The sequence below is a fragment of the Microcystis flos-aquae FACHB-1344 genome, from assembly GCF_014698375.1.
GTDB lineage: Bacteria > Cyanobacteriota > Cyanobacteriia > Cyanobacteriales > Microcystaceae > Microcystis > Microcystis aeruginosa.
The window spans coordinates 1-22,410 of sequence record NZ_JACJSW010000123.1 but is presented as its reverse complement, the minus strand read 5'-3'; the positions used below and the strand labels follow the sequence as shown (position 1 = coordinate 22,410).

At 41.3% G+C, this 22,410-nt stretch carries 21 protein-coding genes; 14 read left to right on the top strand and 7 right to left on the bottom strand.

Going from position 1 to position 22,410, the window contains the following annotated elements; genetic code table 11:
- Nucleotides 1–106: 106 nt before the first annotated feature.
- The 4 genes from H6G48_RS10355 to H6G48_RS10340 are packed head-to-tail and all read left to right on the top strand — an operon-like array spanning nucleotide 107 to nucleotide 4,865.
- Entirely contained in the window at nucleotides 107–1,117 is a 1,011-nt protein-coding gene (locus H6G48_RS10355; protein WP_002760364.1) for a permease, read from the top strand.
- A 24-nt stretch (nucleotides 1,118–1,141) separates the two neighbouring features.
- Nucleotides 1,142–1,933, top strand: coding sequence for a TIGR03943 family putative permease subunit (locus H6G48_RS10350; RefSeq protein ID WP_190721503.1), 792 nt, complete (start codon nucleotides 1,142–1,144; stop codon nucleotides 1,931–1,933).
- Between the two features lie 46 nt (nucleotides 1,934–1,979).
- Nucleotides 1,980–3,458 (top strand): Ig-like domain-containing domain, encoded by a 1,479-nt coding sequence (locus H6G48_RS10345; RefSeq protein ID WP_190721501.1) that lies wholly within the window; start codon nucleotides 1,980–1,982, stop codon nucleotides 3,456–3,458.
- Between the two features lie 30 nt (nucleotides 3,459–3,488).
- Nucleotides 3,489–4,865: an aldehyde dehydrogenase gene (locus H6G48_RS10340; protein WP_190721499.1), complete on the top strand. Its 1,377-nt coding sequence runs from the start codon at nucleotides 3,489–3,491 to the stop codon at nucleotides 4,863–4,865.
- A gap of 11 nt (nucleotides 4,866–4,876) precedes the next feature.
- Here H6G48_RS10340 and H6G48_RS10335 read toward each other — a convergent pair whose 3' ends face one another.
- The 3 genes from H6G48_RS10335 to H6G48_RS10325 all read right to left on the bottom strand — a co-directional run bounded on the left by H6G48_RS10335 (nucleotide 4,877) and on the right by H6G48_RS10325 (nucleotide 7,225).
- A complete protein-coding gene (locus tag H6G48_RS10335) occupies nucleotides 4,877–6,286 on the bottom strand; it encodes an isochorismate synthase (RefSeq protein ID WP_190721497.1) in 1,410 nt (469 codons plus the stop codon).
- 235 nt (nucleotides 6,287–6,521) lie between these two features.
- A complete protein-coding gene (locus H6G48_RS10330) occupies nucleotides 6,522–6,926 on the bottom strand; it encodes an NIL domain-containing protein (protein ID WP_004163818.1) in 405 nt (134 codons plus the stop codon).
- A gap of 32 nt (nucleotides 6,927–6,958) precedes the next feature.
- Complete coding sequence (locus tag H6G48_RS10325; RefSeq protein WP_190721496.1) at nucleotides 6,959–7,225, bottom strand: ssr2422 family thylakoid membrane protein; 267 nt, start codon at nucleotides 7,223–7,225, stop codon at nucleotides 6,959–6,961.
- Between the two features lie 103 nt (nucleotides 7,226–7,328).
- Here H6G48_RS10325 and H6G48_RS10320 point away from each other — a divergent pair, with 103 nt between their 5' ends.
- From H6G48_RS10320 to H6G48_RS10310, 3 genes are all read left to right on the top strand, one after another.
- On the top strand, nucleotides 7,329–7,880 hold the full coding sequence (locus H6G48_RS10320) for a thioredoxin family protein (RefSeq protein ID WP_079205497.1): 552 nt from the start codon (nucleotides 7,329–7,331) through the stop codon (nucleotides 7,878–7,880).
- Nucleotides 7,881–7,994: 114 nt separating this feature from the next.
- On the top strand, nucleotides 7,995–8,348 hold the full coding sequence (locus H6G48_RS10315) for a hypothetical protein (RefSeq protein WP_190721494.1): 354 nt from the start codon (nucleotides 7,995–7,997) through the stop codon (nucleotides 8,346–8,348).
- Complete coding sequence (locus tag H6G48_RS10310; protein WP_190721492.1) at nucleotides 8,317–10,233, top strand: hypothetical protein; 1,917 nt, start codon at nucleotides 8,317–8,319, stop codon at nucleotides 10,231–10,233. The genes H6G48_RS10315 and H6G48_RS10310 overlap by 32 nt, the downstream gene beginning before the upstream one ends.
- 137 nt (nucleotides 10,234–10,370) lie before the next feature.
- On the opposite strand, the gene ftsH is transcribed toward H6G48_RS10310, so the two are convergent.
- Nucleotides 10,371–12,335: an ATP-dependent zinc metalloprotease FtsH gene (gene ftsH, locus H6G48_RS10305; RefSeq protein WP_190721490.1), complete on the bottom strand. Its 1,965-nt coding sequence runs from the start codon at nucleotides 12,333–12,335 to the stop codon at nucleotides 10,371–10,373.
- Between the two features lie 132 nt (nucleotides 12,336–12,467).
- Between ftsH and ccsB the strand changes: the two genes are divergently transcribed.
- The 5 genes from ccsB to H6G48_RS10280 all read left to right on the top strand — a co-directional run bounded on the left by ccsB (nucleotide 12,468) and on the right by H6G48_RS10280 (nucleotide 17,696).
- Complete coding sequence (ccsB, locus tag H6G48_RS10300; protein ID WP_190721488.1) at nucleotides 12,468–13,454, top strand: c-type cytochrome biogenesis protein CcsB; 987 nt, start codon at nucleotides 12,468–12,470, stop codon at nucleotides 13,452–13,454.
- A gap of 102 nt (nucleotides 13,455–13,556) precedes the next feature.
- Nucleotides 13,557–14,879 carry a serine/threonine protein kinase gene (locus H6G48_RS10295; RefSeq protein ID WP_190721486.1) on the top strand — a complete coding sequence of 441 codons (1,323 nt, stop codon included), beginning with the start codon at nucleotides 13,557–13,559 and terminating at the stop codon, nucleotides 14,877–14,879.
- 286 nt (nucleotides 14,880–15,165) lie between these two features.
- Entirely contained in the window at nucleotides 15,166–16,410 is a 1,245-nt protein-coding gene (locus tag H6G48_RS10290) for an ATP-binding protein (RefSeq protein WP_190721485.1), read from the top strand.
- A 46-nt stretch (nucleotides 16,411–16,456) separates the two neighbouring features.
- A complete protein-coding gene (locus tag H6G48_RS10285; protein ID WP_190721483.1) occupies nucleotides 16,457–17,032 on the top strand; it encodes a Uma2 family endonuclease in 576 nt (191 codons plus the stop codon).
- Nucleotides 17,033–17,111: 79 nt separating this feature from the next.
- Nucleotides 17,112–17,696: a Uma2 family endonuclease gene (locus tag H6G48_RS10280; protein ID WP_190721480.1), complete on the top strand. Its 585-nt coding sequence runs from the start codon at nucleotides 17,112–17,114 to the stop codon at nucleotides 17,694–17,696.
- 13 nt (nucleotides 17,697–17,709) lie between these two features.
- On the opposite strand, the gene H6G48_RS10275 is transcribed toward H6G48_RS10280, so the two are convergent.
- Both H6G48_RS10275 and ntcA read right to left on the bottom strand, forming a co-directional pair.
- A complete protein-coding gene (locus H6G48_RS10275) occupies nucleotides 17,710–19,197 on the bottom strand; it encodes a DUF3084 domain-containing protein (RefSeq protein WP_190721479.1) in 1,488 nt (495 codons plus the stop codon).
- A gap of 7 nt (nucleotides 19,198–19,204) precedes the next feature.
- Nucleotides 19,205–19,882, bottom strand: a complete 678-nt coding sequence (gene ntcA / locus H6G48_RS10270; RefSeq protein ID WP_002793163.1) for a global nitrogen regulator NtcA — start codon at nucleotides 19,880–19,882, stop codon at nucleotides 19,205–19,207.
- Between the two features lie 214 nt (nucleotides 19,883–20,096).
- On the opposite strand from ntcA, the gene fabI reads away from it, so the two are divergent.
- On the top strand, nucleotides 20,097–20,873 hold the full coding sequence (gene fabI, locus H6G48_RS10265) for an enoyl-ACP reductase FabI (RefSeq protein WP_002760333.1): 777 nt from the start codon (nucleotides 20,097–20,099) through the stop codon (nucleotides 20,871–20,873).
- 211 nt (nucleotides 20,874–21,084) lie between these two features.
- Here fabI and H6G48_RS10260 read toward each other — a convergent pair whose 3' ends face one another.
- A complete protein-coding gene (locus H6G48_RS10260; protein WP_190721477.1) occupies nucleotides 21,085–21,363 on the bottom strand; it encodes a UPF0175 family protein in 279 nt (92 codons plus the stop codon).
- Between the two features lie 352 nt (nucleotides 21,364–21,715).
- Here H6G48_RS10260 and H6G48_RS10255 point away from each other — a divergent pair.
- Nucleotides 21,716–22,410 (top strand): ISL3 family transposase (locus H6G48_RS10255; protein WP_190721475.1); only part of this gene is annotated, 695 nt, incomplete at its 3' end.

Below are 22,410 nucleotides of genomic sequence, written 5' to 3'. Positions count from 1 at the left end.
TGGTCACTGATAACTGATAACTGGTCACTGATAACTGATAGATGAACCTTTTTCTGGGGTTCCTAAGTCTTTATCCCTAAACCCCCAATTCCCAAGGCGAGGATAGATGAGTCAACTACAAAATGCCTTTACCCTATTCCTGAGCCTGTTGGTGGAAGCGATGCCTTTTTTACTGCTAGGGGTGATTCTCTCTAGTATTCTTTTAATATTTGTCGATGAACGTCGCCTAGTTGCTCTGATGCCTCGAAATGCTGTTTTAGGAGCATTTGTGGGGGGATGTATTGGGTTTTTGTTCCCCGTCTGCGAGTGTGGCAATGTGCCGGTGGCGCGACGTTTACTTGTGCAAGGAATGCCGAATGCAGTAGCGGTTAGTTTTCTCTTAGCAGCGCCGACAATTAACCCGATTGTTATCTGGTCCACTTGGGTAGCTTTTCGCGATCAACCGGAAATTGTTTTCTATCGAGTTATCTTTTCTTTGTTCATCGCTACGGTTATCGGTATTATCTTTAGTATCCAAAAAGATCCCCGACCGCTCCTCCAAACCTCTTTGGCAAAAAGTCTCAATTGGCAACCGCAAACACCGGAAAAAGAATCTATCCCACTACTACTACAATCCGGTTCTTTTCTGATCGGTAATTCTGGGCAAACTTTGCGCTTAGATGAAAGTTTTGCCGCTACTGCTGTCCTACCAGCAGTGCAAGCTATCCCGATGAAAAGGCGCTGGTTAACTTTTGTGGAAAACGTGGTGATGGAATTACGGGAATTAGGAGGAGTGTTAATCTTAGGAAGTGCTATAGCGGCCGGTTTACAGGTGTTTGTTCCCCGGGAATTTGTTCTTAATTTGGGTCAGGATCCGATTACTTCGATCTTGGCCATGATGCTGTTAGCGGTAATTGTTTCGATTTGTTCCACGGTTGATTCTTTTTTTGCTCTCTCCTTTGCCTCTAGTTTTACCAGTAGTTCCCTGCTGGCTTTTTTAGTGTTCGGTCCAATGATTGACCTGAAAGGGATTGGTTTAATGTTGTCTATTTTTAAACCGAGAATGTTAATTTATCTCTTTGCTTTAGCAGCGCAAATGACTTTTTTACTCACCTTGGCTCACAGTTATTTATTTTAGGTCAGTACCCGGATAGTTTTTCCCATGAATTCATCACGTCTAAAAATAATCGCCCCCCAATTTATCGATGTTATTGCCCTAATCGGTTGGGGTTCGTTACTATTTAAATACTGGATAACTGGACATTTAAATTTACTGATACATCCTAATTATTTTATTCTGGTTCTCATCACCAGTATTGCTTTATTTGTTCTGGGAATAGTCAAGCTTTGGACATTATTAAAACAGTGGCAAAAAAAGATTAATTTAGATAGTAACGATAATCGATCGCATATTACCATTCTTCCCCAACATTTTGGCTCAGGTTTATTAGTAATAACTGCCCTTTTAGGCCTATTTATCACCCCGCAGCCCCTCAGCAGTCAAATCGCATTACAGAGGGGAATTAGTGAATCTTTACCCCTAACTCGCTTGCAAACTCAATCCTTTGGCACTACCGTTAAACCAGAGGAAAAAAGTTTAATTGAATGGGTAAGAACTTTGAATGCTTACCCCGAACCTGATGCTTACACGGGACAACCGGTAAAAGTCACAGGTTTTGTGGTACAATTGCCCCAGTTACCCGATAATTATTTATTAATTAGTCGCTTTATTCTTACCTGTTGTGCCGTGGATGCTTATCCCGTGGGTTTGCCGGTGAAACTATCAGGAAGTCGCGGTCAATATCCCAATGACACTTGGTTAGAAATCACCGGAGAAATGGCCACGGAATCTTTACCCGTAGAGGTGGGAAAATCAACCACCAGAAGACAATTAGTAATTAAGGCTAAATCCGTGAAATCTATACCCACTCCTGTGGATCCCTACGGATATTAACAGTTATCAGTTATCAGTTATCAGTTGTTTCTAACCATCTACTATAATGATCAAGACCTTACAACTACAACCGATTGATAAATTAGCGATAACATTAATTGTATCGCTAACCTTAGTAATTGGCGGCTTAATTTGGTTAGGTAATAGCTGTGGTAATCAATGTCTTTTGCAAACCGGTCCAAGGGTCAAGGAATTTAGCTGGGAAAATCGAGAAATTGGCTCAGAAGATCAAGCATTTATTATCACTTTTGATCGCCCCATGGATCATGCTAGTGTAGAAAAAAATCTAGTTATCGATCCTCCGCTGCCGGGTAAGTTGAGTTGGGCCGGAAGACGATTAGCTTATACCCTCACTTCTCCCATTCCCTACGGAGAAAAATATCATCTGCAAATTGAAGGTGCGCGGGAACAATTTCGCAGCGGTAATCGATTAGGACAAACCCTGGCAATTTTTGAAAGAGAATTTAAAAGTCGCGATCGTGCTTTTGCCTATATTGGCACTAATGGGGAAGAACAGGGAAGATTAATTTTTTATAACTTGACCGAGGAGAAGAAAACCCTCTTAACCCCCGCAAATTTGACCGTTATGGCTTTTGAATTCTATCCTGATGGTAAAAAAATTCTCTTTTCGGCCGTGGCGAAAAATCGGGGGATAGAGGGAATTCGTGAACTGCAGCTTTACCAAGTTGATAGCAGTCAATCGCCTCTAAAAATTGAGTTAGTGCTAGACAATAAAGATTATCAAAATAATCACTTTGATTTAGCTAAAGATGGGGAAACTATTGTCGTGCAGAGAATTGAGCGCCGCAATCCGATTAACTTCGATTTATGGGCAGTTAAATCAGGGGAAAAACCCCAACAATTAAACATCCAAGGCGGGGAATTTTTGATCGCACCTGATAGTAAAACTTTGGCTGTCACCCAGGGGGAAGGAATTGCGCTTTTGCCCTTAAAATTCGAGACAAAACCCCTGGATTTTTTACCAAAATTTGGGCGAATTTTGAATTTTTCTGCTGATGGTACGGCTGCGGCAATGGTAAATTTTAATACTGATAATGCCAAAATGCGTTATATTCGATCGCTTTTTTATGTCAATAATCAAGGATTACAAAAACGCTTACTCAATCTACAAGGTTCGATTATAGATTGTCAATTTAATGCCACTGGTAGTGATTTGTATTGTTTGTTAACTGAGTTAGTGACTAATAGTCAAGAGTACAAAGAAAAACCCTATTTTGCTAAAATAGATGTAAAGACTGGTCAAGTGACTCCCCTACTGGAATTAGCTGATTATCGTGATATTCACATTAGTTTATCTCCCGATAGTTTAGCAATTATTTTTGATCAACTTCGCACCAGTTATGATACTAATCCTACTAATCCCTTGACTACCGATTCGGGAGAAACAATTATCGGTGGTCGTTTGTGGATGTTAATTCCTCCCCTACAAGATGGAGTAAAAGCCAGTAAATCTGATTTAATTGAATTACCTCTAGCGGGAATTCGTCCCCAGTGGATGCCATAGAATTTCATTATTAACTTAGGAATTATTTCGATGCTGTCAAACTCAGAAAAATTAGCCAAATTGCGTCAGTATTTTGCCAGTGGTGCAACTCGTTCCTATCAATTCCGTCGTCAGCAGTTAGAGAAGTTAAAACAGGCAATCATTAAATATGAAGCAGAGATATATCGAGCTTTATATAGCGATTTAAAGAAAAGTCCCGAAGATTGTTGGATTACTGAAAATGGCTTCCTTTTGGTGGAAATTAATACCGCTTTAAAAAATTTGCGCTCATGGATGCAACCCAAAACTGTTAAAACTAATCTCTTAAATTTCCCATCCTCCAGTCAGATTATTCGGGAACCTTTAGGAGTGGTTTTAATTATTGGTGCTTGGAATTATCCCCTCCAATTGTTATTAGTGCCTTTAGTCGGTGCCATTGCTGCAGGTAACTGTGCGGTATTAAAACCGAGTGAATTTGCCTCAGCGACGGAAAAATTAGTAGTTAAAATAATTGAAGAAATATTCCCCGAAGAATATGTGTTAATTGTCCCAGGAGATGGTGCGGAAGTAATTCCGAATATGTTAGACAGTTTTACCTTTGATCAGATATTTTTTACTGGCAGTACAAGGGTAGGAAAAATTATTTATCAACTAGCGGCAGCAAAGTTAATTCCCGTTACTCTAGAATTAGGGGGAAAAAGTCCCTGTGTTATCGAAGCTGATGCTAATATTTCCGTGGCAACCCGTCGCATTGCCGTGACAAAATTCTCTAATTGTGGTCAAATGTGTATCGCAGCTGATTATATTTTGGTACATCAATCCCAGCAGGAGAATTTGATCAGAGAATTAGCCAATACTATTGTTAATTTTTTTGGTGAAGATGCGAGATTAAGTGCTGATTATGGTAAGATAATTAATGAGAAACAATTTGATCGCCTGATTGACTTTCTCCAAGATGGTGAGATTGTTTTTGGAGGCAAAACCGATCGAGAAAATTTATATATTCAACCAACTTTATTAACTAATGTTTCCCTCGATGCTCCTATTATGCAAGGGGAAATATTCGGTCCAATTTTACCGATCATTGCCTTTAGCACTTTTGAGGAAGCTTTAGCAATTATTGCTAAAAACCCTAACCCTCTAGCTTTTTATCTGTTTACTACCAAGGCAAAGACCGAAAAGAAATGGCTAGAATCAGTCCAGTTTGGGGGAGGTTGTATTAACAACAATAGTTTTCATTTTACTAATCCTAGTTTACCCTTTGGTGGTCGAGGAAATAGCGGTATTGGTAGCTATCATGGTCGTTTTTCCTTTGAGAATTTTAGTCACCAAAAAGCGATTATGAAAACACCTCTTTGGTTCAATCCCGCTTTAAAATATCCGCCTTTTAAGGGTAAATTAGACTTATTTAAGTTATTAGTTCGGTAACAAGCTACAGTTTAAGTTAAAGCTTTTAAGAGAGCTTGAAATTTAAGCTGAATTTCTGCTAGTTCTTTTTCCGGATCGGAACCGGCAACAATACCCGCACCGGCGTATAATCGCGCTCGATCGCCTTTAATTAAGGCCGAACGAATACCAACAATAAACTCACTATTATTTTGACAATCGATCCAACCCAAAGGAGCGGCATAAAGAGAGCGATCGAAGGTTTCATAATGACGAATTTGTGCTAAAGCGATCTCCGTGGGAACCCCAGCAACAGCAGGAGTGGGGTGTAGTTGGGCAACAATTTCGAGGGGATGGATGGAGGGTTTTAGTTTGGCATGGATAGGAGTCCAGAGATGTTGAATATTGGAGAGTTTTAACAATCTAGAGGGAGAATTTTGCGGATTTAAGCCAATTTGTCGCAGTTTTTGGTTAATAAAGTCACTAACAGCCCGATGTTCCCGTTGTTCTTTTTCACTAGCGAGGAGTTTATTGGCTAAAAGAGCATCTTCGATCGCATTTTCTCCCCGGGGAGCGGATCCCGCTAAAGCATCGGTGATTAATTGCCCCTGATGGACAGTTAGCAAGCGTTCGGGACTAGCGCCGATAAAATGATCTCCCCGTCCATTGCCGAGGGAAAAAGTATAGCAATCGGGATGACGCTGACGCAAATTATCGAGACAGTTTACCAGATGAAAAGGACGGGGAGAAATCACGTCAAGAGCGTGAGCGAGGACAATTTTGCTAAATTTTTGAGCCTGGATAGATTGGAGGGCATCGGCAACAGCCGCTTGAAAATTATAGGTAGGATGAATATAATAACTACAGGGAGCCTGATGGGGATTTTGTCGGCAATTGCTCGAGTTATTTTGGATAATTTTGAGGTTGTTGATAGTTTCTTCGAGGGAGTTTTCTATTTCTTTTTCACCGGTGATTAGGAGATTGGTAAGGAAAAAATATTCCGACTGTTTTTTGATAATTTGAAACTTAGGCAGGGTTAGGGTAGCTGAGGGAAAGGGGGTAGCTCTTTCCGAGTCGAAAAAAGTGAAACTACAAAAGATGCGGGGAGTAATCTCGCTATAGTTATCAATTTTGATAATTCTTTGTTGACAGTTTTCAATAAATTTTTGAGCTTTTAAAAAACGTTGTTTGCCGTGGAAAGTGGCAGCAAAGGCGATGCCGTAGCCGAGAAAAGCGGTTTCTCGTTCGGGATTTTCCCAATAACAATGGGTGGCATAGCTAGAGGCAATCCGAGAGAGAATTTCTAGGGGATCAACGGGGGAAATTTTTTGACAAAAACTAACGATCGACGGATTTCCCTTTTCTGCGGCTAACAGTTGCGGGTTGAGGATAAAGTTATAGAGGCCGCGAAGATCAGCAATCGGACTATCAGGATAGGAAAGGCGAGGAACGGCAGAAGTCATGTCAAGTTTTTTGTATTTTTTGCAAAAAAACCATGATTAATGGTATGTAATCCCCACAGATGTGGCCAGAGTCAGCAATCTCTTTTTAACTATGGTATCGGAGAAAGGGTCTTTAGGCAGAAAGGGAACGGGATATTTGTGACGATTAACCGCGTTGGAGACAAATGAAGGCTTAAAATCTCCAGAGATGGCTATTATTTAAATGGGCAAAAAAATTAATTTAATAACTGCTACTTTACAAGTTTGTGGAAATTGCCGCCACGGGACAAGTGGGGATACATTGTTCACAAACCACACAACGGGAACGCAAAAACTTGAGACGAAAACTTTCGGGATCAAGGGTTAAAGCTTCCGTGGGACAAACTCCCGTACATAACCCACAATCGACGCATTTTTCTTCATCAATGACGATTTCGCGACTAACTTGGGAAACGCCAATATTTTGTAATTGTAACCATTCGATCGCCGCTTCTAACTCATCGATATCTCCCGATAATTCTAATACTAATGTTCCCACTTGATTGGGGGCAACTTGGGCGCGGATAATATTAGCGGCGACGTTAAAATCCTTCGCCAGTCGATAGGTAACGGGCATATGGACGGCTTTTTTGGGAAAAGTGAGAGTAACGCGTTTTTTCATGCAGCCTTTCCGATCAAAGAATCTTTTTTTGCTTATTTGCCGAAAACGGCTGGAATTACAATAGCAGCAGTGGCGGCAACGATCAGACCAACAGCCAAATTAACTACCTGTTGATCAGCTTTTTGGTAGGTATCGATGCTAAGACTAAGTTCACGAATTTGGTTGATCACGTCTCCTAGCTTTTTTTCAATGTTTTGAACGTTACTTTCTAAAGTTTCTAATCGCCCCTCAATTGTATGAACGTACCCTTCTAGCCTTTTTAGCTGTCCCTCTATTCGATCGAGTCTTTCTTCGGTCATAATTATTACCCATCTCTAACTTAATTGTAACTCAATCGACACCAATACTAAAAGAGCGCAGCAGTCGTTACAATAGGACAAAGTAAACTTTGATTAAATATCCATGACAGCCACCACACCCACCAACAAAACCAGAAATCTGCTGCTGGCAGTAACGGCAGTTATCCTTAGTGTAGCGATTTTCTTGGGGTTTCAAACCACCGCTAGTTCTGTATCTTTGGAAGCGCAAGCGGAAAAAGCGACACCTTTCGATCTTGCCCTCAGCAATGGTAAACCCACCCTGACAGAATTTTATGCTAATTGGTGTACCAGTTGTCAGGCGATGGCCGCTGAAATTGCCGAAATTAAAAAACAATACGGTAATGCCATTAATTTTGTCATGCTCAACGTTGATAATAATAAATGGTTGCCGGAAATTCTCCGTTATCGCGTGGATGGTATTCCCCATTTTGTCTTTTTAAATAATCAAGGACAACCAGTTGCCCAAGCGATCGGAGAACAACCAAAATCAATTTTAACTGCTAATTTAGAAGCACTTTTAACCAATTCTACCCTACCCTATGCCACCACTACGGGACAGGCTTCTGATTTTAATATCCTTGCGGGCGCTAGTCAAACCGATCCTCGCAGTCACGGCAGTCAAGTTAAGCAGTAATCAGTAATCAGTAATCAGTTATCAGTTATCAGTGGAAAGCTCATGGCTGAAAGCTATCATTCAAGAGTCAACAGCTTATCAATAAGTACATTTCATTGACTGAATTTTTTAACTATGGCGATTATTGTCCAACATTTGACCACAGGTAACGAATATATATTCCTAGGAGTTAGTGGGGGTGAAAGTAAGAATATTTTACCCACCAAAATGTTAGGAGATTTCTTCGCAACCGAGACTCCAGATAAATCTCGATCGCTGACGGTTTGTGACGATCAAGGCCGCATACTTTGGTTTCCCGTCACAGAAATGATTGTGGTGGAGGTAGATGGTCAAAAACCCGAAGAATTATTACCAGAAATTATCCCTCCTGAACCAGTTCCTTTACAATTAGATAAAGAAAATAAACCTGAGTCCCCAGAAAATCAAGGAAACATCGATGAATTTGCCGAAGATGACGATTGGATCTAGAATTAAATATCTAATTTTAGCGGTAATAATTGCCCTATTTACTATTGGCTTTAATTCCCTCTATTCTGTTTCTCAAAACTCGATCGCTTCCTTCCCCGTTGCCGAAGTTAAATCCCAATATCTTAACGATTGGACACCGGAATTAGAGGCAGAATTTCAACAAAGGGCCAAGCAAGTTATTAACCATTTTGCTAAGGCAGAAAGTTATGGCAATTTGTGGGGAGAAAACGAGAAAAGATCCTATCCTATGGCCATGTTTGATTTCTTGGCAGGAAACCGGCAAAAAGCCCTAGATTTCCTGCAGCAGGATGACCCACAAAAACGGGAACAGGCCCACACTGATTATATAGATTATTATTTTTCTTTTACCCTGAAAGGACAAATTAGAAAATATTTTCTGCTCGGAAAATATCTCGATCCTGTTTATCGTCAGAGAATGTATAATGCGGCGAAAATTTGGACAGAAACCGACCCTTTACAACGGCCCCATCCTGTCCACGGTACGGGCCAAGGAACGGGTAATGATTGGAGTATAACAAGACGGGGTTTATGGGTAGATAGTCGCAATACTGATAACCTGCGAGCGATGCGCGAAACATCGGTTTATCTGATGGCCGAAGAAACCGGAAATGAAGCAACTCGTCAAATTTATAAAAGTAAAATTAAGCGTTACGTTTCAGCTTTATATAACATCGGTATGGGAGAATGGGATTCAGAAGTTTATCACGGTCACACCTTTGCTCCCTATCTCAATCTCTACGATTTTGCTCAAGATACGGAAGTTAAACAATGGGCAAAAATGGCCTTAGATTGGTTATCCATGGCCGCTAGTGTTAAATATTATCGCGGTGGTTGGGGTGGCCCTGTAAAACGCGATTATGGTGATGGCCATGGCGTAATGCGATCGCACGCAGCCCGCACTTTTTGGCTATACTTTGGTGATACCCCTGTCCCCAATAATCGCCCGGAATTGGACTCTCTTTATCTAATTACCAGTGGTTATCGTCCTCCTTTGGCAGTGATGGAATTAGCCCGAAAAAACTTTAATAAACCGGTAGAAATTCTCGCCAGTAAACCCCTGTATGAAAACTGGAAACCGGGCAATAATCAAAGTCCGGGTTATTGGGAAACTCAATTTATCGGGGCTAGTTATCAAATGGGTAGTCTGGTGGGAACTTTCCCCGATGGCGATGTGGCCCCGTTTAAATTAATGGCCTTTAATCAACACAAAGGTGTGGATTTTTTTGTGGCTAACACTGGCAAAAATGGCGTAAAACCGGGCAAAAATCCCGGGGATGAAATCGGACAATATCGTAATCTTTTAATCTGGTTACGTCCAGCAGACCAAGCTTTTTTCTGGCAATTACCGAAAACTGCCAAGGTAGAAAAAGATGATAATATCTGGTTTATTCAATTAGAAAAAACTTGGTTAGCCCTGAGATTAATAAATCTTTCTTCTCCTGAAATGATCGAGATTCCTAATTCCCCTTATCCCGATGATAATACCTACCAAGCTTTACCCACAGGTAACAATTATGCGGGTTTTGCTCTGGAAGTGGGGGAAGCGGCAACCCAGGGTAGTTATGAGAATTTCAAGAGCATATTTAAGCAAAAAAGTCAAGTAAATTTAACTCAAATTAAGCAAGGCAGGGTTTTATTTAAAGGCAGTCAAGGGCAGAGTTTACAATTGACCTATAATCAAATCAATCTACTGCCGATTTTAATTCGTAACGGTCAAAAGCACGATTGGTCAAAAAATTTCGCCCTTTATAACAGTTTAAGTCGAGATAACTCTCCCGTTTCTTTGCCATGGAAAAAGGGCAAATTAACCGTCAAAGCAGGGAAATACCAGTTTTCCAATGCCTTGATCCTCTCCTCTCCTTAAGTTAGATATTCTCGATTATTTATTCAGCAAACCCTAGTTATGAGGAGAGGCAAAAGGCAGCTTTGTTCTCCCCACTTCCCCACTTCCCCACTTCCCCACGAAAAACTTTTTCAGCAGACCCTATTTATGGGGATTGATCAGACCATTTGCGCTTGATTTAAGAATTCTTGCAATTCTTCTCCTTCGATTACTTCGGTGGTCAAAAGATTAGCGGTAATCGACTCTAATAAATTGCGGTTGTGACTGAGAATTGCTAGGGCTTTTTGGTAACTAGCGTCGATAATTTGTTTAACTTCTTCATCGATCGCTTTGGCCGTATTTTCCCCGATCGAACGGCGGGGACTACCCTGATTATTACCTAAAAAATTAGCCTGTCCTGTTTTATCGTAGGCTAGGGGTCCCAGGGATTTACTCATACCATACATTGTCACCATTCTTTCAGCAATATCCGTCGCCCTTTGTAAATCATCGGAAGCGCCATTAGTGACACTGCCAAAGATTAATTCTTCGGCTGCCCGACCGCCCAATAACATAGTAATTTGTTCCTTAAATTCGGTTTCTGTCATCAAAAAACGGTCTTCCGTGGGAATTTTCAGGGTATAACCCAAAGCGGATAAACCCCGGGGAACGATGGAAATTTTCTCCACCCGACCACCTCCCGGCATGACAGCGCCAACTAAAGCATGACCGACCTCGTGATAAGCGACGATTTTCTTTTCTTTTTCGGAGAGAACCCGACTTTTCTTTTCTAAACCAGCGATAACTCTTTCTATCGCCTCTTTAAAATCAATTTGACTGACTTTTTCCCGATTATTGCGGGCAGCCAAAAGAGCCGCCTCATTGACGAGGTTGGCTAAATCGGCACCGGCAAAACCGGGGGTTTGGGTGGCGATCGCTTTGAGGTTAACATCTTCACCCATCTGGACTCGTTGGGCGTATATTTCCAAAATTGCCAATCTTCCCGCTAAATCGGGACGATCCACCAAAACTTGGCGATCAAAGCGCCCCGGACGCAATAAAGCGGCATCAAGAGTCTCTGGGCGATTGGTGGCGGCTAAAACGATGACGACGGCTTCTTTGGGGCTAAAACCGTCCATTTCTGTCAAAAGTTGGTTTAAAGTCTGCTCGCGCTCATCATTGCTGCCGCTAGTTCCCGATCCCGAACTTCTCGATTTACCGATCGCGTCCAATTCATCAATAAAAATGATGCTAGGGGCATTTTTCTTCGCTTGGGCAAATAGATCCCGCACCCGGGCTGCCCCGGTCCCGACAAATAATTCCACGAATTCCGAGGCCGAAATGCTAAAAAACGTCACTCCCGCTTCCCCCGCGACCGCTTTTGCTAAGAGGGTTTTTCCCGTCCCCGGCGGTCCGACCAAGAGAACACCTTTAGGAATACGCGCCCCAATTTTATTAAAGCGCTCGGCATCCTTGAGAAATTCGACAATTTCCTTTAACTCGGTTTTTGCTTCCTCGGCCCCGGCCACATCACTGAAGGTAATCGGATATTTTTCGCCGTCTCCGTAAACTTTAGCGAGATTTTTATTAAAAAGCAGTGATTTACGCGTGTCATCGTTGCGATAGAACAGAAACTGCATGGCGGCGACTAAAATTAAGGGAGGAACCACCCAAGCGAGGAGAGTGGTGATCCAACTGTTTTCGGCCACAGGAATCGCCTCGAAGATTACGCCTTTTTGCTGTAATAGTTGGGGTAATTGGGGGTTATCGACTGGAATCGTGGCCAAGACTCGTCTGGAGACTAGATTACTGCTTGGTTTGCTGTCCAGAGAACTAGAATCACCGTAAAAGGGATGACTTGATTCTGGGGGATTAACGGGGGGATTACCCGGAATAGGCAGGGATTCTAAAGGATTTTTTAATTGATAATAGATGACTTGATTGCCAATTTTGACATTACTGATGTCGCCCCGTTCCACTCTACTGATAAATTCGCTGTAGGGTTCGAGGGGAATATTGGATAATTCTGAGGGACGAGGGATAAGAAAATAGCCTAAAGCGGCAACACCAGAACAAATGATCAGGATTTTGCCTAACAGAGGCAAACGCGACCAGGAAAATTGATTATCTTCTTGATTAGCCATAATTTTTAGGGTGGGTCAGAGTGAAAATGCAAAGTTCATACTAACAATTCCCTGTCTCGATCGCCTTACCGATGGGATAGGATAGAGGATGGAATACTTGGTAGCGAGCGAGCGACAAACGAGAGAAATCCCATGAATTTAGTTAGCTTAGAGAACTTTCTCGATAACACTTCTTTTTTAGTCCTGTTTTTAACCATGCTGGTTTATTGGGCCGGGGCAGCCTTTCCTAGCATACCTTTGTTGCCCGGCCTGGGCAGCACGGGAGTGGCCATCGCTAACCTCTGTATCGCCGCTTTATTGGGGGCGCGCTGGTTAGAAGCGGGTTATTTCCCCATCAGCAATCTTTACGAATCTTTATTCTTTCTCGCTTGGGGTGTAACTGCGGTTCATTTAATTGCTGAGTACAATAGCCGCAGTCGCCTGGTGGGGGTGGTGACGACTCCTGTAGCCATGGGGATTACTGCTTTTGCCACTTTGTCTTTACCCGGGGAAATGCAAACTTCGGCGCCCTTGGTTCCAGCTTTAAAATCGAATTGGCTGATGATGCACGTTAGCGTCATGATGTTAAGTTATGCTGCTTTGATGGTGGGTTCCCTGATGGCGATCGCTTTTCTGATCGTCACTAGAGGTCAAAATATCGAGTTAAAAGGCAGTTCCGTGGGTACGGGGGCCTATCGTCTGCAAAATAAGTTATCTACCACTCTTTCCGCCCCAATTTTCATGGAAACGGCTAACGGTGGCACAACCGCCCTTTTAACTCCCACCTTAACAGCGATGACGACCCTTTCGCCCCAACGTCTCAGCTTGGCAGAAACCCTCGATAATATCAGTTATCGGGTCATTGGTCTCGGTTTTCCCCTTCTCACTATCGGTATCATCGCCGGGGCGGTTTGGGCGAATGAAGCTTGGGGTTCCTATTGGAGTTGGGATCCGAAAGAAACTTGGGCGCTAATCACTTGGTTAGTGTTTGCCGCTTATCTCCATGCCCGCATTACCCGGGGATGGCAGGGAAGAAAACCAGCTATTCTAGCGGCGAGTGGTTTTGTTGTGGTTTGGGTATGTTATTTAGGGGTGAATCTTTTAGGTAAAGGTCTTCATTCCTACGGTTGGTTTTTCTAAATCAGTTATAGGGGTGGGGTGTGGGGTGTGGGGTGTGGCCCCCCCAACCCCTGTCCCCAGGAAAAACTTTTTCAGCAGACCCTAAATAAGGGAAAAGCCACTATGACCTTTACTTCTGATTCTCTTTTAGCTGAACGTTACCAACTACAACAACGCCTAGGAAATACCGCTATCGGTCGTCAAACTTGGTTAGCTATAGATGTATTATCCCAAGAATCGGTAATTATTAAACTCCTCGCTTTTAGTCCCCAGATGGAGTGGGAAGAATTAAAATTATTTGAACGGGAGGCAGCCGTCTTAGCTTCTCTCCATCATCCCCGTATTCCCCGCTATCGCGATTATTTTTCCCTCGATAAAAATCAAGGTGACGGGATTCCTTGGTTTGTGCTTGTACAAGATTATATACCGGGAGAATCCCTAAGCGAGCGCTTAGAAAGGGGGCAACGTTTCACCGCTACGGTAATTCGGACTATTGCCGAAGAAGTTCTCGAAATTCTCATTTATTTGCACGAATTATCGCCCCCAGTATTACATCGAGATATTAAACCTAGTAATTTAATTATTAACTCGGAAAATAACGTTTATTTAGTAGATTTTGGGGCAGTCCAGTCCCGCGGTGCAGTGACGGGAGTTACTTTTACTGTGGTGGGAACGAGTGGTTATGCACCTCTAGAACAATTTTGGGGCCGGGCGGTTCCCAGTTCTGATTTATATGCCTTAGGTATGACTTTAATTCATTTATTGACGGGAATTGTCCCGATAGAATTGCCCCACCGCGACTCTAAAATTCAATTTCGCCAACGGGTGACAATTGATGATGATTTAATCGATTGGTTAGAAACTATGACCGATGTAGCGGTAGAAAAGCGGTTTAAAAGTGCCAGAGAAGCTCTGAAATTTCTCCAACATCCCTACTATCGCCAAGCATCAAGTTTAATCGATCCTAAGAAATTACCAAAACCTCCCCACAGTTCCATCCGTATCGCTAAACACCGGGATAATTTAGAGATTAATTTACCCCCAAAAATTAAGCTACCTTCCGATGCAGCTACCCTCTGGTCTTTGGCGATTGTCCTTACTGTCACTGTCTTTATCTCCCCGATTCTTACCTTTATTGTAGCTCTAATTGGTTTTATTTGTTTGCGTGAGATGCAATTAATTCTTACACCTCAAGAAGTTTTAATTAAATATAAAGTTTTCAATTTTATCTACCAAAAATTTGCCTTCAGAACTCAAGATTTATGGGGTATTTTTCTCCATAGCAATGGCACAGAAGGTAACTATCAGATTCGTCTGCGGACGGCTAAAAATTATTATCTGATCGGTCAGAATCTCCGCGAGGATGAATGTCTCTGGTTAGGACAGGAAATCCAAGATTGGTTAAATTTTATCAAATATAGCGTTTCTCCTCAAGATGATGTGTAACCTGACAGGGTATCATCGACCGTCTCCCCAAAACGAAAACTTTGCACCTCACCATGAAGATAACTGCTATAAGTTATCAATTTTATCGAGAATCAATTCAAGAAATCCTAAGAATTAGTCGGTAGGCATTTCTCCCTTTTTAACCTTAATGTTGCAGATATCGCCCTATCTTGCTAGTATAATAACTGATTGGCATTCCCTCGGCTACAAGGCGGCAATTATTAAATCGGATTAGAAATTGCAAAAAGGCGGCCATGAAATCTTAGTTATTAGTGGAGAATTAAAAATGAACTCTGAAATTTACAAAAAAGTCAGCTTGTTAGTTTTGTATCAAGGGGTTTTTGATAATGCTATTGGCCAGGCATTTATTACCCTATTATCTACGGATAATGTTGCCGATTTTCTCAAAGCTTATGGTCAATTGTTTCAAGCTTTAGCATCCAGAAATATCAGTTGGAATGATTTTCTAATCGAACAAATTTTATTAGATGATAATCCCTTTAGTCAACAGGTACAGAAAAAAAGTGTTTGGGAGTTACCCGAATCTTTAATTAATGGCGTTAAACAGGATTTATCTATCCTCCAATCTCTTTATAACTCTAGCATTTATAGCTTAAGTAATTCGACAGTTTTTGAACAAATTAAATTTCTAATTTTCCCCGCTTGGGAAGTGGACAATAAATTAGAAAGTTTCCTCCATTCTAGTTTAGATTGGACGGAATTAGTCGAAGCTCTAGCCGATTATTATCGTGAGTGTGGTACAGGAATTTTTGCCCGTTATCAAGCTTTAAGGTGGCAAGAAGGCAGATTACAAGGAATTAATCATCCCGATCCCGTGCAGATTCAAGACATAGTCGGTTATGAAATGGCTAAGAAAACCTTGATTAAAAACACTGAGTTTTTATTAGCAGGTTATCCCGCTTTAAATGTCTTACTCTATGGTTGCCGTGGTTCAGGAAAATCCTCTCTGGTTAAGGGATTATTGCAAAAATATCATAGTCAGGGATTGCGCTTAATTGAAGTGGCAAAATCGCAGTTAAAAGACCTACCATTAATTATTGAAATCTTGCGAGATTTGCCCCAAAAATTTATTATCTTTGTCGATGATTTATCCTTTGAAGAAGATGATGAAGCTTTTAAAGCTTTAAAAGTTGTTTTAGAGGGAAGCGTCACCGCTAGACCGAAAAATGTCGTAGTTTATGCCACTTCTAATCGCCGACATTTAGTCAGAGAATTTTTTGCGGATCGACCCCGACCAAAAGATAGTGATGAAGTGCATAATTGGGACACAGTACAAGAAAAATTATCCTTTAGTGATCGCTTTGGTTTAACCCTCACTTTTGAACCGGCTAATCAAGAAAAATATTTGGAAATAGTGCGTCATTTAGCCAGTTTAGCTAAATTAAAAATTAGCTTAGAAGAATTAGAATTTCGTGCCAAACAATGGGCAACCCAACATAATGGGCGCTCGGGAAGAACTGCTAGACAATTTATTGATTTTCTCCAAGGGGAATTAGAATTAAATGGGTAGCATTAATTGTGTTATGATTAAATAAAAGAATCTCTAATCTGGAAAAATGTTGACTTCATCTCCCCCCAAAACTATCAGCTTAGAAGAATATCGTAATTTAGAAACCATAGCCGAGGTTAAACACGAATATCACGACGGGGAAATTATCGAGATGACAGGGGGAAGCATCAATCATAATAGTATTCTCATTAATCTGATTGTCCTGCTAAAATTAGCTTTAAGAGGAACTAATTATCGTCTTCAATCGAGCGATCTACGTCTATGGATACCCCAGTATAATCGCGGTTTATACCCAGATTTAATGATTATTGCCGGGGAACCATTATTTAGTGATAATCGCAACGATGAAATTTTAAATCCCTGCCTAATTATCGAAGTTTTATCTCCTTCCACCTCTGGTTATGATCGGGGTGATAAATTTCGTTATTATCGTTCTATACCCCAATTAAACCAATATCTTCTCGTCAGTCAAGGGGAGATACTAATAGAATCCTATAGCAAAACATCAGAAAATAGTTGGTTATTACAAGAATACACCCCAGCCAGGGGAATTATATCTCTAGATTCTTTAGGAATTAGCTTAAATCTTGCCGATATTTACGAAGGAATTGATTTTAATTGAGGAATAATTTATGAATCATAACCTTTTTTATGTGATCTAGGTTATAATCAGGAGGATTAAAAATTCTGTGACAGAGAAAATGCTAACTCGATCTCCTACCAAAACCCTCAGCTTAGAAGAATATCGTAATTTAGAAACCATAGCCGAGGTTAAACACGAATATCACGACGGAGAAATTATCGAGATGACAGGGGGAAGCATCAATCATAATCGACTGGTACGCAATTTAATTCGCTTGTTAGACAATGCTTTAAGGAAAACTATTTATGAAGTCTTTCCCAGTGATTTGCGACTATGGATACCCCAATATAATCGCGGTTTATACCCAGATTTAATGATTATTGCCGGGGAACCATTATTTAGTGATAATCGCAACGATGAAATTTTAAATCCCTGCCTAATTATCGAAGTTTTATCTCCTTCCACCTCTGGTTATGATCGGGGTGATAAATTTCGTTATTATCGTTCTATACCCCAATTAAACCAATATCTTCTCGTCAGTCAAGGGGAGATACTAATAGAATCCTATAGCAAAACCTCAGAAAATAATTGGTTATTACAAGAATACACCCCAGCCAGGGGAATTATATCTCTAGATTCTTTAGGAATTAGCTTAAATCTTGCTGATATTTACGAAGGAATTGATTTTAGTCTCAACTCCTAACTTTAGCTATCTTTTAAGAGGACGTACTAAAAACAATTTTACCATCTTTTACCGCTACCAAACGCAAAGTTAAAGGTCCAGCCGTATTAGTTTTACTAGCAGCAATCGCCTCAAGTGTCTCGATAGAATTACCCGACTTTTTGACTTGACCAATAAAGTTAACTACCGTAGTTAATAAACCATCTTCCACCTGAATTGACCCTAAAACTCCCGCACTTCTAGCGCGAAATTGAGCCGAAGCTAAGAGTAAATCTAACCGCTTTTGTAGGTCTTCTTCTGTCATATTTTGGGGATCAATGGAAACGGCAGCGATTACCTGTTTCTCCTCAAAAACTCTTTGATTGGGAACCACATCAGCAAAGACACGAATCTCGGTTTCTCCTAAGACATAATTACCTGCTGAAAGGATTCTCACCACATATTCTTTACCGTCCTGTAATTGTTGACTTAACTGTTCTACCTGTGCTTTTGTGATCTTAACTAAACGCTGGTCAAAATTAGGCTGATTCGGTTGGGTGGCACGGATAGCATTCATATTCGCTTCTCGCAATAACTTATCAATAACAGTGACAATAGCTTGGGGATCAACAATACGAAAAGCTCCAAAAGATAACACCTGTCCCCGGAAAATAGCGATTTGTTTTTCTCGCAATTCTTGATAGGTTTGATAGTATTGCTCTAAAACTTCCACTTCCCGCTTAAGAAAAGCCATTTGGGTTTCTAAATCTTTTAATTTTCCCTCGCGCTGTTCCAAAGCCAAATTTTTATCCACAATCGAGCGATCGAGTTCTCCAATGCGTTGATCCCGGCGATCAATTTCTAGCTGTAGGGTTTTTTGTTGGGTTTCCAACTGTTGAAGTTGCGCTTGTCTGATTGTTAATAAATTTTGTTGATTAGCCAACTCTTTATCTCTAACTTGAACGGTGGTTTGTAGTTGATTGATTTGACTAGAAAGAATTGATTTTTGTTGGAACAATTGATCCCGTTGACTGATTAACTGTGCCTTTTGATTAGTTAAAATAACTCGTTCATTATTTAAATTAGCCACTTCCTTCCGAAACTTTTCTAACTGTCCCGAAACTAATCGCAAACGTTGACGAGAAGCTTGATAATTTTTGTTAAGAACCTCTAGACGTTTCTGCACAGCTATCTGTTCACTTTTAGCCGTTTTTAACGCCTTTTCCACCTGATTTTTTTGTTCGGTGGTTTTTCTTACCTGACTTTCCAAATCCTTAATAGCGGCACGACGTTCATTTAAAAGACGATCCAGTTCAAAAACCCCTTGACGCAGGGATTTACTAGAAGCAAACAAGACAATTAAAGTCGAGCCGGCGATAAAAATTCCCGTTACAATCGTCATTAAAGTTGCGGTTTGTTTCGGACGCAGATTAAATAAACGCATCCTTTTCTTACCGATACGGCTCCCTATGCGATCGCCAATCACCGCTATCAGACCACCTAAAACCACGATGGCCAAAACCAAAATATAAGCGCTAGTCATCCAGAATTTAAGTAAATTGTTGACTGAGAGCGACGGGATTATGGACGGTAATTTTCTTCTTGTAAATTGAGACCATTTCTTGATCCCGCAGCTCTCCCAATAAACGGGTGACAGTGACGCGGGTAGAACCGATCGCCTCTGCGATCGCTTGGTGAGACAATTTTAGATCAACCCGGATACCATCGGTGGTGGGAACCCCAAAATCACGACAGAGAATCAATAAAAAACTGACCAAACGGGAACCCATATCCCGGTGAGCCAAGGTTTCGATCATCATTTCCGTTTGCAGAATGCGCGAGGACAACCCCTGCAGCATCAACATTGATAAATCGGGATTATTGCGGAGGGACCTTTCTACCTGATCGATCGGGGCCGAGAGTAATTCTACCGGAGTAAAAGCCACGGCATGATAAAAACGATCCGATCGCTGGCCGGTGAGTAAGGATAGCACACCAAAGACGCTATTTTCCCGCAGTAGAGCCACGGTAATTTCTTCTCCCGCTTCATAGACTCGCGACAACTTAACGGCTCCTTTCAGCAAAAAATAGACTCTTTCGGCGGGATCTCCCGGGAAAAAGATCGTTTTGCCACGCTCGAACAATTCCACCACCGGGGGGAAATTGCCGCTGCCGATTCGACGGAACACATCTGCTAGGGGTTTGTCTTGTATTAGGGATAAGTCCATCTCACATCCAAAAAAGGGGAAAATTGTTTTTATTATGCAACGAGTTTCACCTCTATTAAACATAACCGCTCCCTAAACTGGGAAAAGTTTTGGGCGCTTTTTGCCAGACAATGGGGGAGGGGTGATCATTGCTGCCCCGTTATCTGTATCCCTATTATACCGAATCTCGCTGGGGTCGGCTATTGGGGAGATTTTTGTAAGAGAAACGAGAACTATGTTAGATTTAACGGGAAAAAACGCCCTAGTGACAGGAATTGCCAATAATCGCTCGATCGCTTGGGGAATTGCCCAACAACTCCATCAAGCTGGTGCGAATATCGGTGTCACCTATCTCCCCGACGAAAAAGGCCGCTTTGAGAAAAAGGTGCGAGAATTGGCCGATGAACTTAATCCCGCTTTTTATGTCCCCTGCGATGTCCAAAATGACCAACAGGTAGAAGATACTTTCGCTACAGTGGCGGAAAAATGGGGCAAACTGGATATTTTGATTCACTGTCTCGCTTTTGCCGATAAAGAGGGTTTAACGGGCGATTTTACCGCCATCCCTCGGGAAGCTTTCACTAAATCCCTAGATATTAGCACTTTTTCCCTAACCCGTCTAGCTCGATCGGCTAAACCTTTGATGACGGAAGGGGGAAGTATTATCACTCTTACCTATCTCGGTGGTGTCAAGGTAATTCCTAACTATAATTTAATGGGGGTGGCAAAAGCTGGTTTAGAAATGAGTGTTCGCTATTTAGCCGCCGAATTAGGTGGCCAAAAGATCCGAGTTAATGGTATTTCCGCCGGTCCAATTCGCACCTTGGCATCTTCGGCCGTGGGGGGAATTCTTGATATGATCCATCATGTGGAAGAAATCGCTCCTTTACATCGCACGGTGACACAAATTGAAGTGGGAAATACGGCCGCTTTTTTAGCCAGTGATCTTGCTAGTGGTATTACCGGACAGATTATTTATGTAGATTCCGGTTACGAAATTATGGGAATGTAGTTTTAAGTAGGTAGGTGTTAAAAATCATCAGCACCCCCCTTATTAAGGGTAGTAGGGTTGATTCATGAATCAACCCTACTATGAATCAACCCTAGGATCAAGGGGGTATCAGCGCCCCCCTTATTAAGGGGGGATCAAGGGGGGATCAGCGCCCCCCTTATTAAGGGGATATCAAAGGCGAAATCTATCTTCAATTTAATTGAAACGACGATCAAAAAAGACTATGATCGTGTTTGTTGCGAAGTTGCTGAAGAGTTTTGCGATCGCTGTCTAGATCGACTTCATCGTAATGTAAATCGGCATCATGGTTTTTCAAAAAAGCATCCACCACCCAACGAGAAGATAGACCTAAAATACTTCCGACCTCGGCACTGGTGATTTTTTCCGCTCGGTAGGCCTGCACCACCAAAGCCTCTAAAATTTCACGGGTAATATTATTGTAGTTGTAATGTTGAAGCAATTCATCGGGAATATCGATAGTAATTTTCATGATTCAGCTTCCTTTTTTTGGGTTTACGGATAATTTTTATAGAACTTAGGTTGGATTGAAGCATGAAACCCAACGCCTATTCTACACCTTCTCAACAGGATTTAGTATAACTTTTGGATATGGATAAAGCTGGTATTCCTATTACTTCGCTTCAAATAATTTCCAAATCTCGGCTCTTCGGGAATTGTTATGCAAATAATTAACTTAAAATAAAATTCGATGAGAGTACCTAAGCTCAAAAGTAGCTGAAATCCATACAGGGAACGACTTAAAGCACAAACAGGTTAATGCCAAAAGATAGACAATTGAGTTAAGATTTGATATAATTGCCAAAAACGAGATTATTTTACTTATGATACTTGACAAATTTTTGAACCTACAAGAAACCTGTATTCAAGGCTATCGACACCTAGAAAATATCGGTATAGTTTTCCGAATCGAATCGAAAAATCAAAAAGCAATCTGTCCTCGTTGTGGGTTAGAGAGCGATAAACTCCACCAAAATCATCGACATTTAGTCAAAGATTTACCAATCTCAGGACAACCAGTGTACCTACAAGTTAATCGTCGTCAATTTAAGTGCGATAATTGTCAGAAACCCTTTAGCGAAGAGTTAGATTTTGTCGCCAAGAAACGAACCTATACGAAAAGACTAGCCGAGAATATACTCGAACAATTAAAATCAGGAGATATTTTAAATGTTAGCCGAAGAAATGACGTAACGGAAGAAGAGATTCAAAGAATGATAGAGGACATCGCCGAAGAAATTACAGAGCCAGACCTATCGGAATTAAAAAGACTAGGAATTGATGAAATTGCTCTAGTCAAAGGGCAAAAAAATTACTGTGCGGTTTTAGTAAATTTAGATACGGGAAAACTAATAGCTATTCTAGAGAAGCGAACACAAGAGGAGTTGAGAGAAACGCTTACAGGCTGGGGAAAAGAGGTGTTAGAGCAAATTGAAGAAGTGAGCATAGACCTTTGGTTGCCCTATAAAAATTTGGTGAAAGAATTGATGCCATCGGCCGAGGTAGTCGCCGATAGATT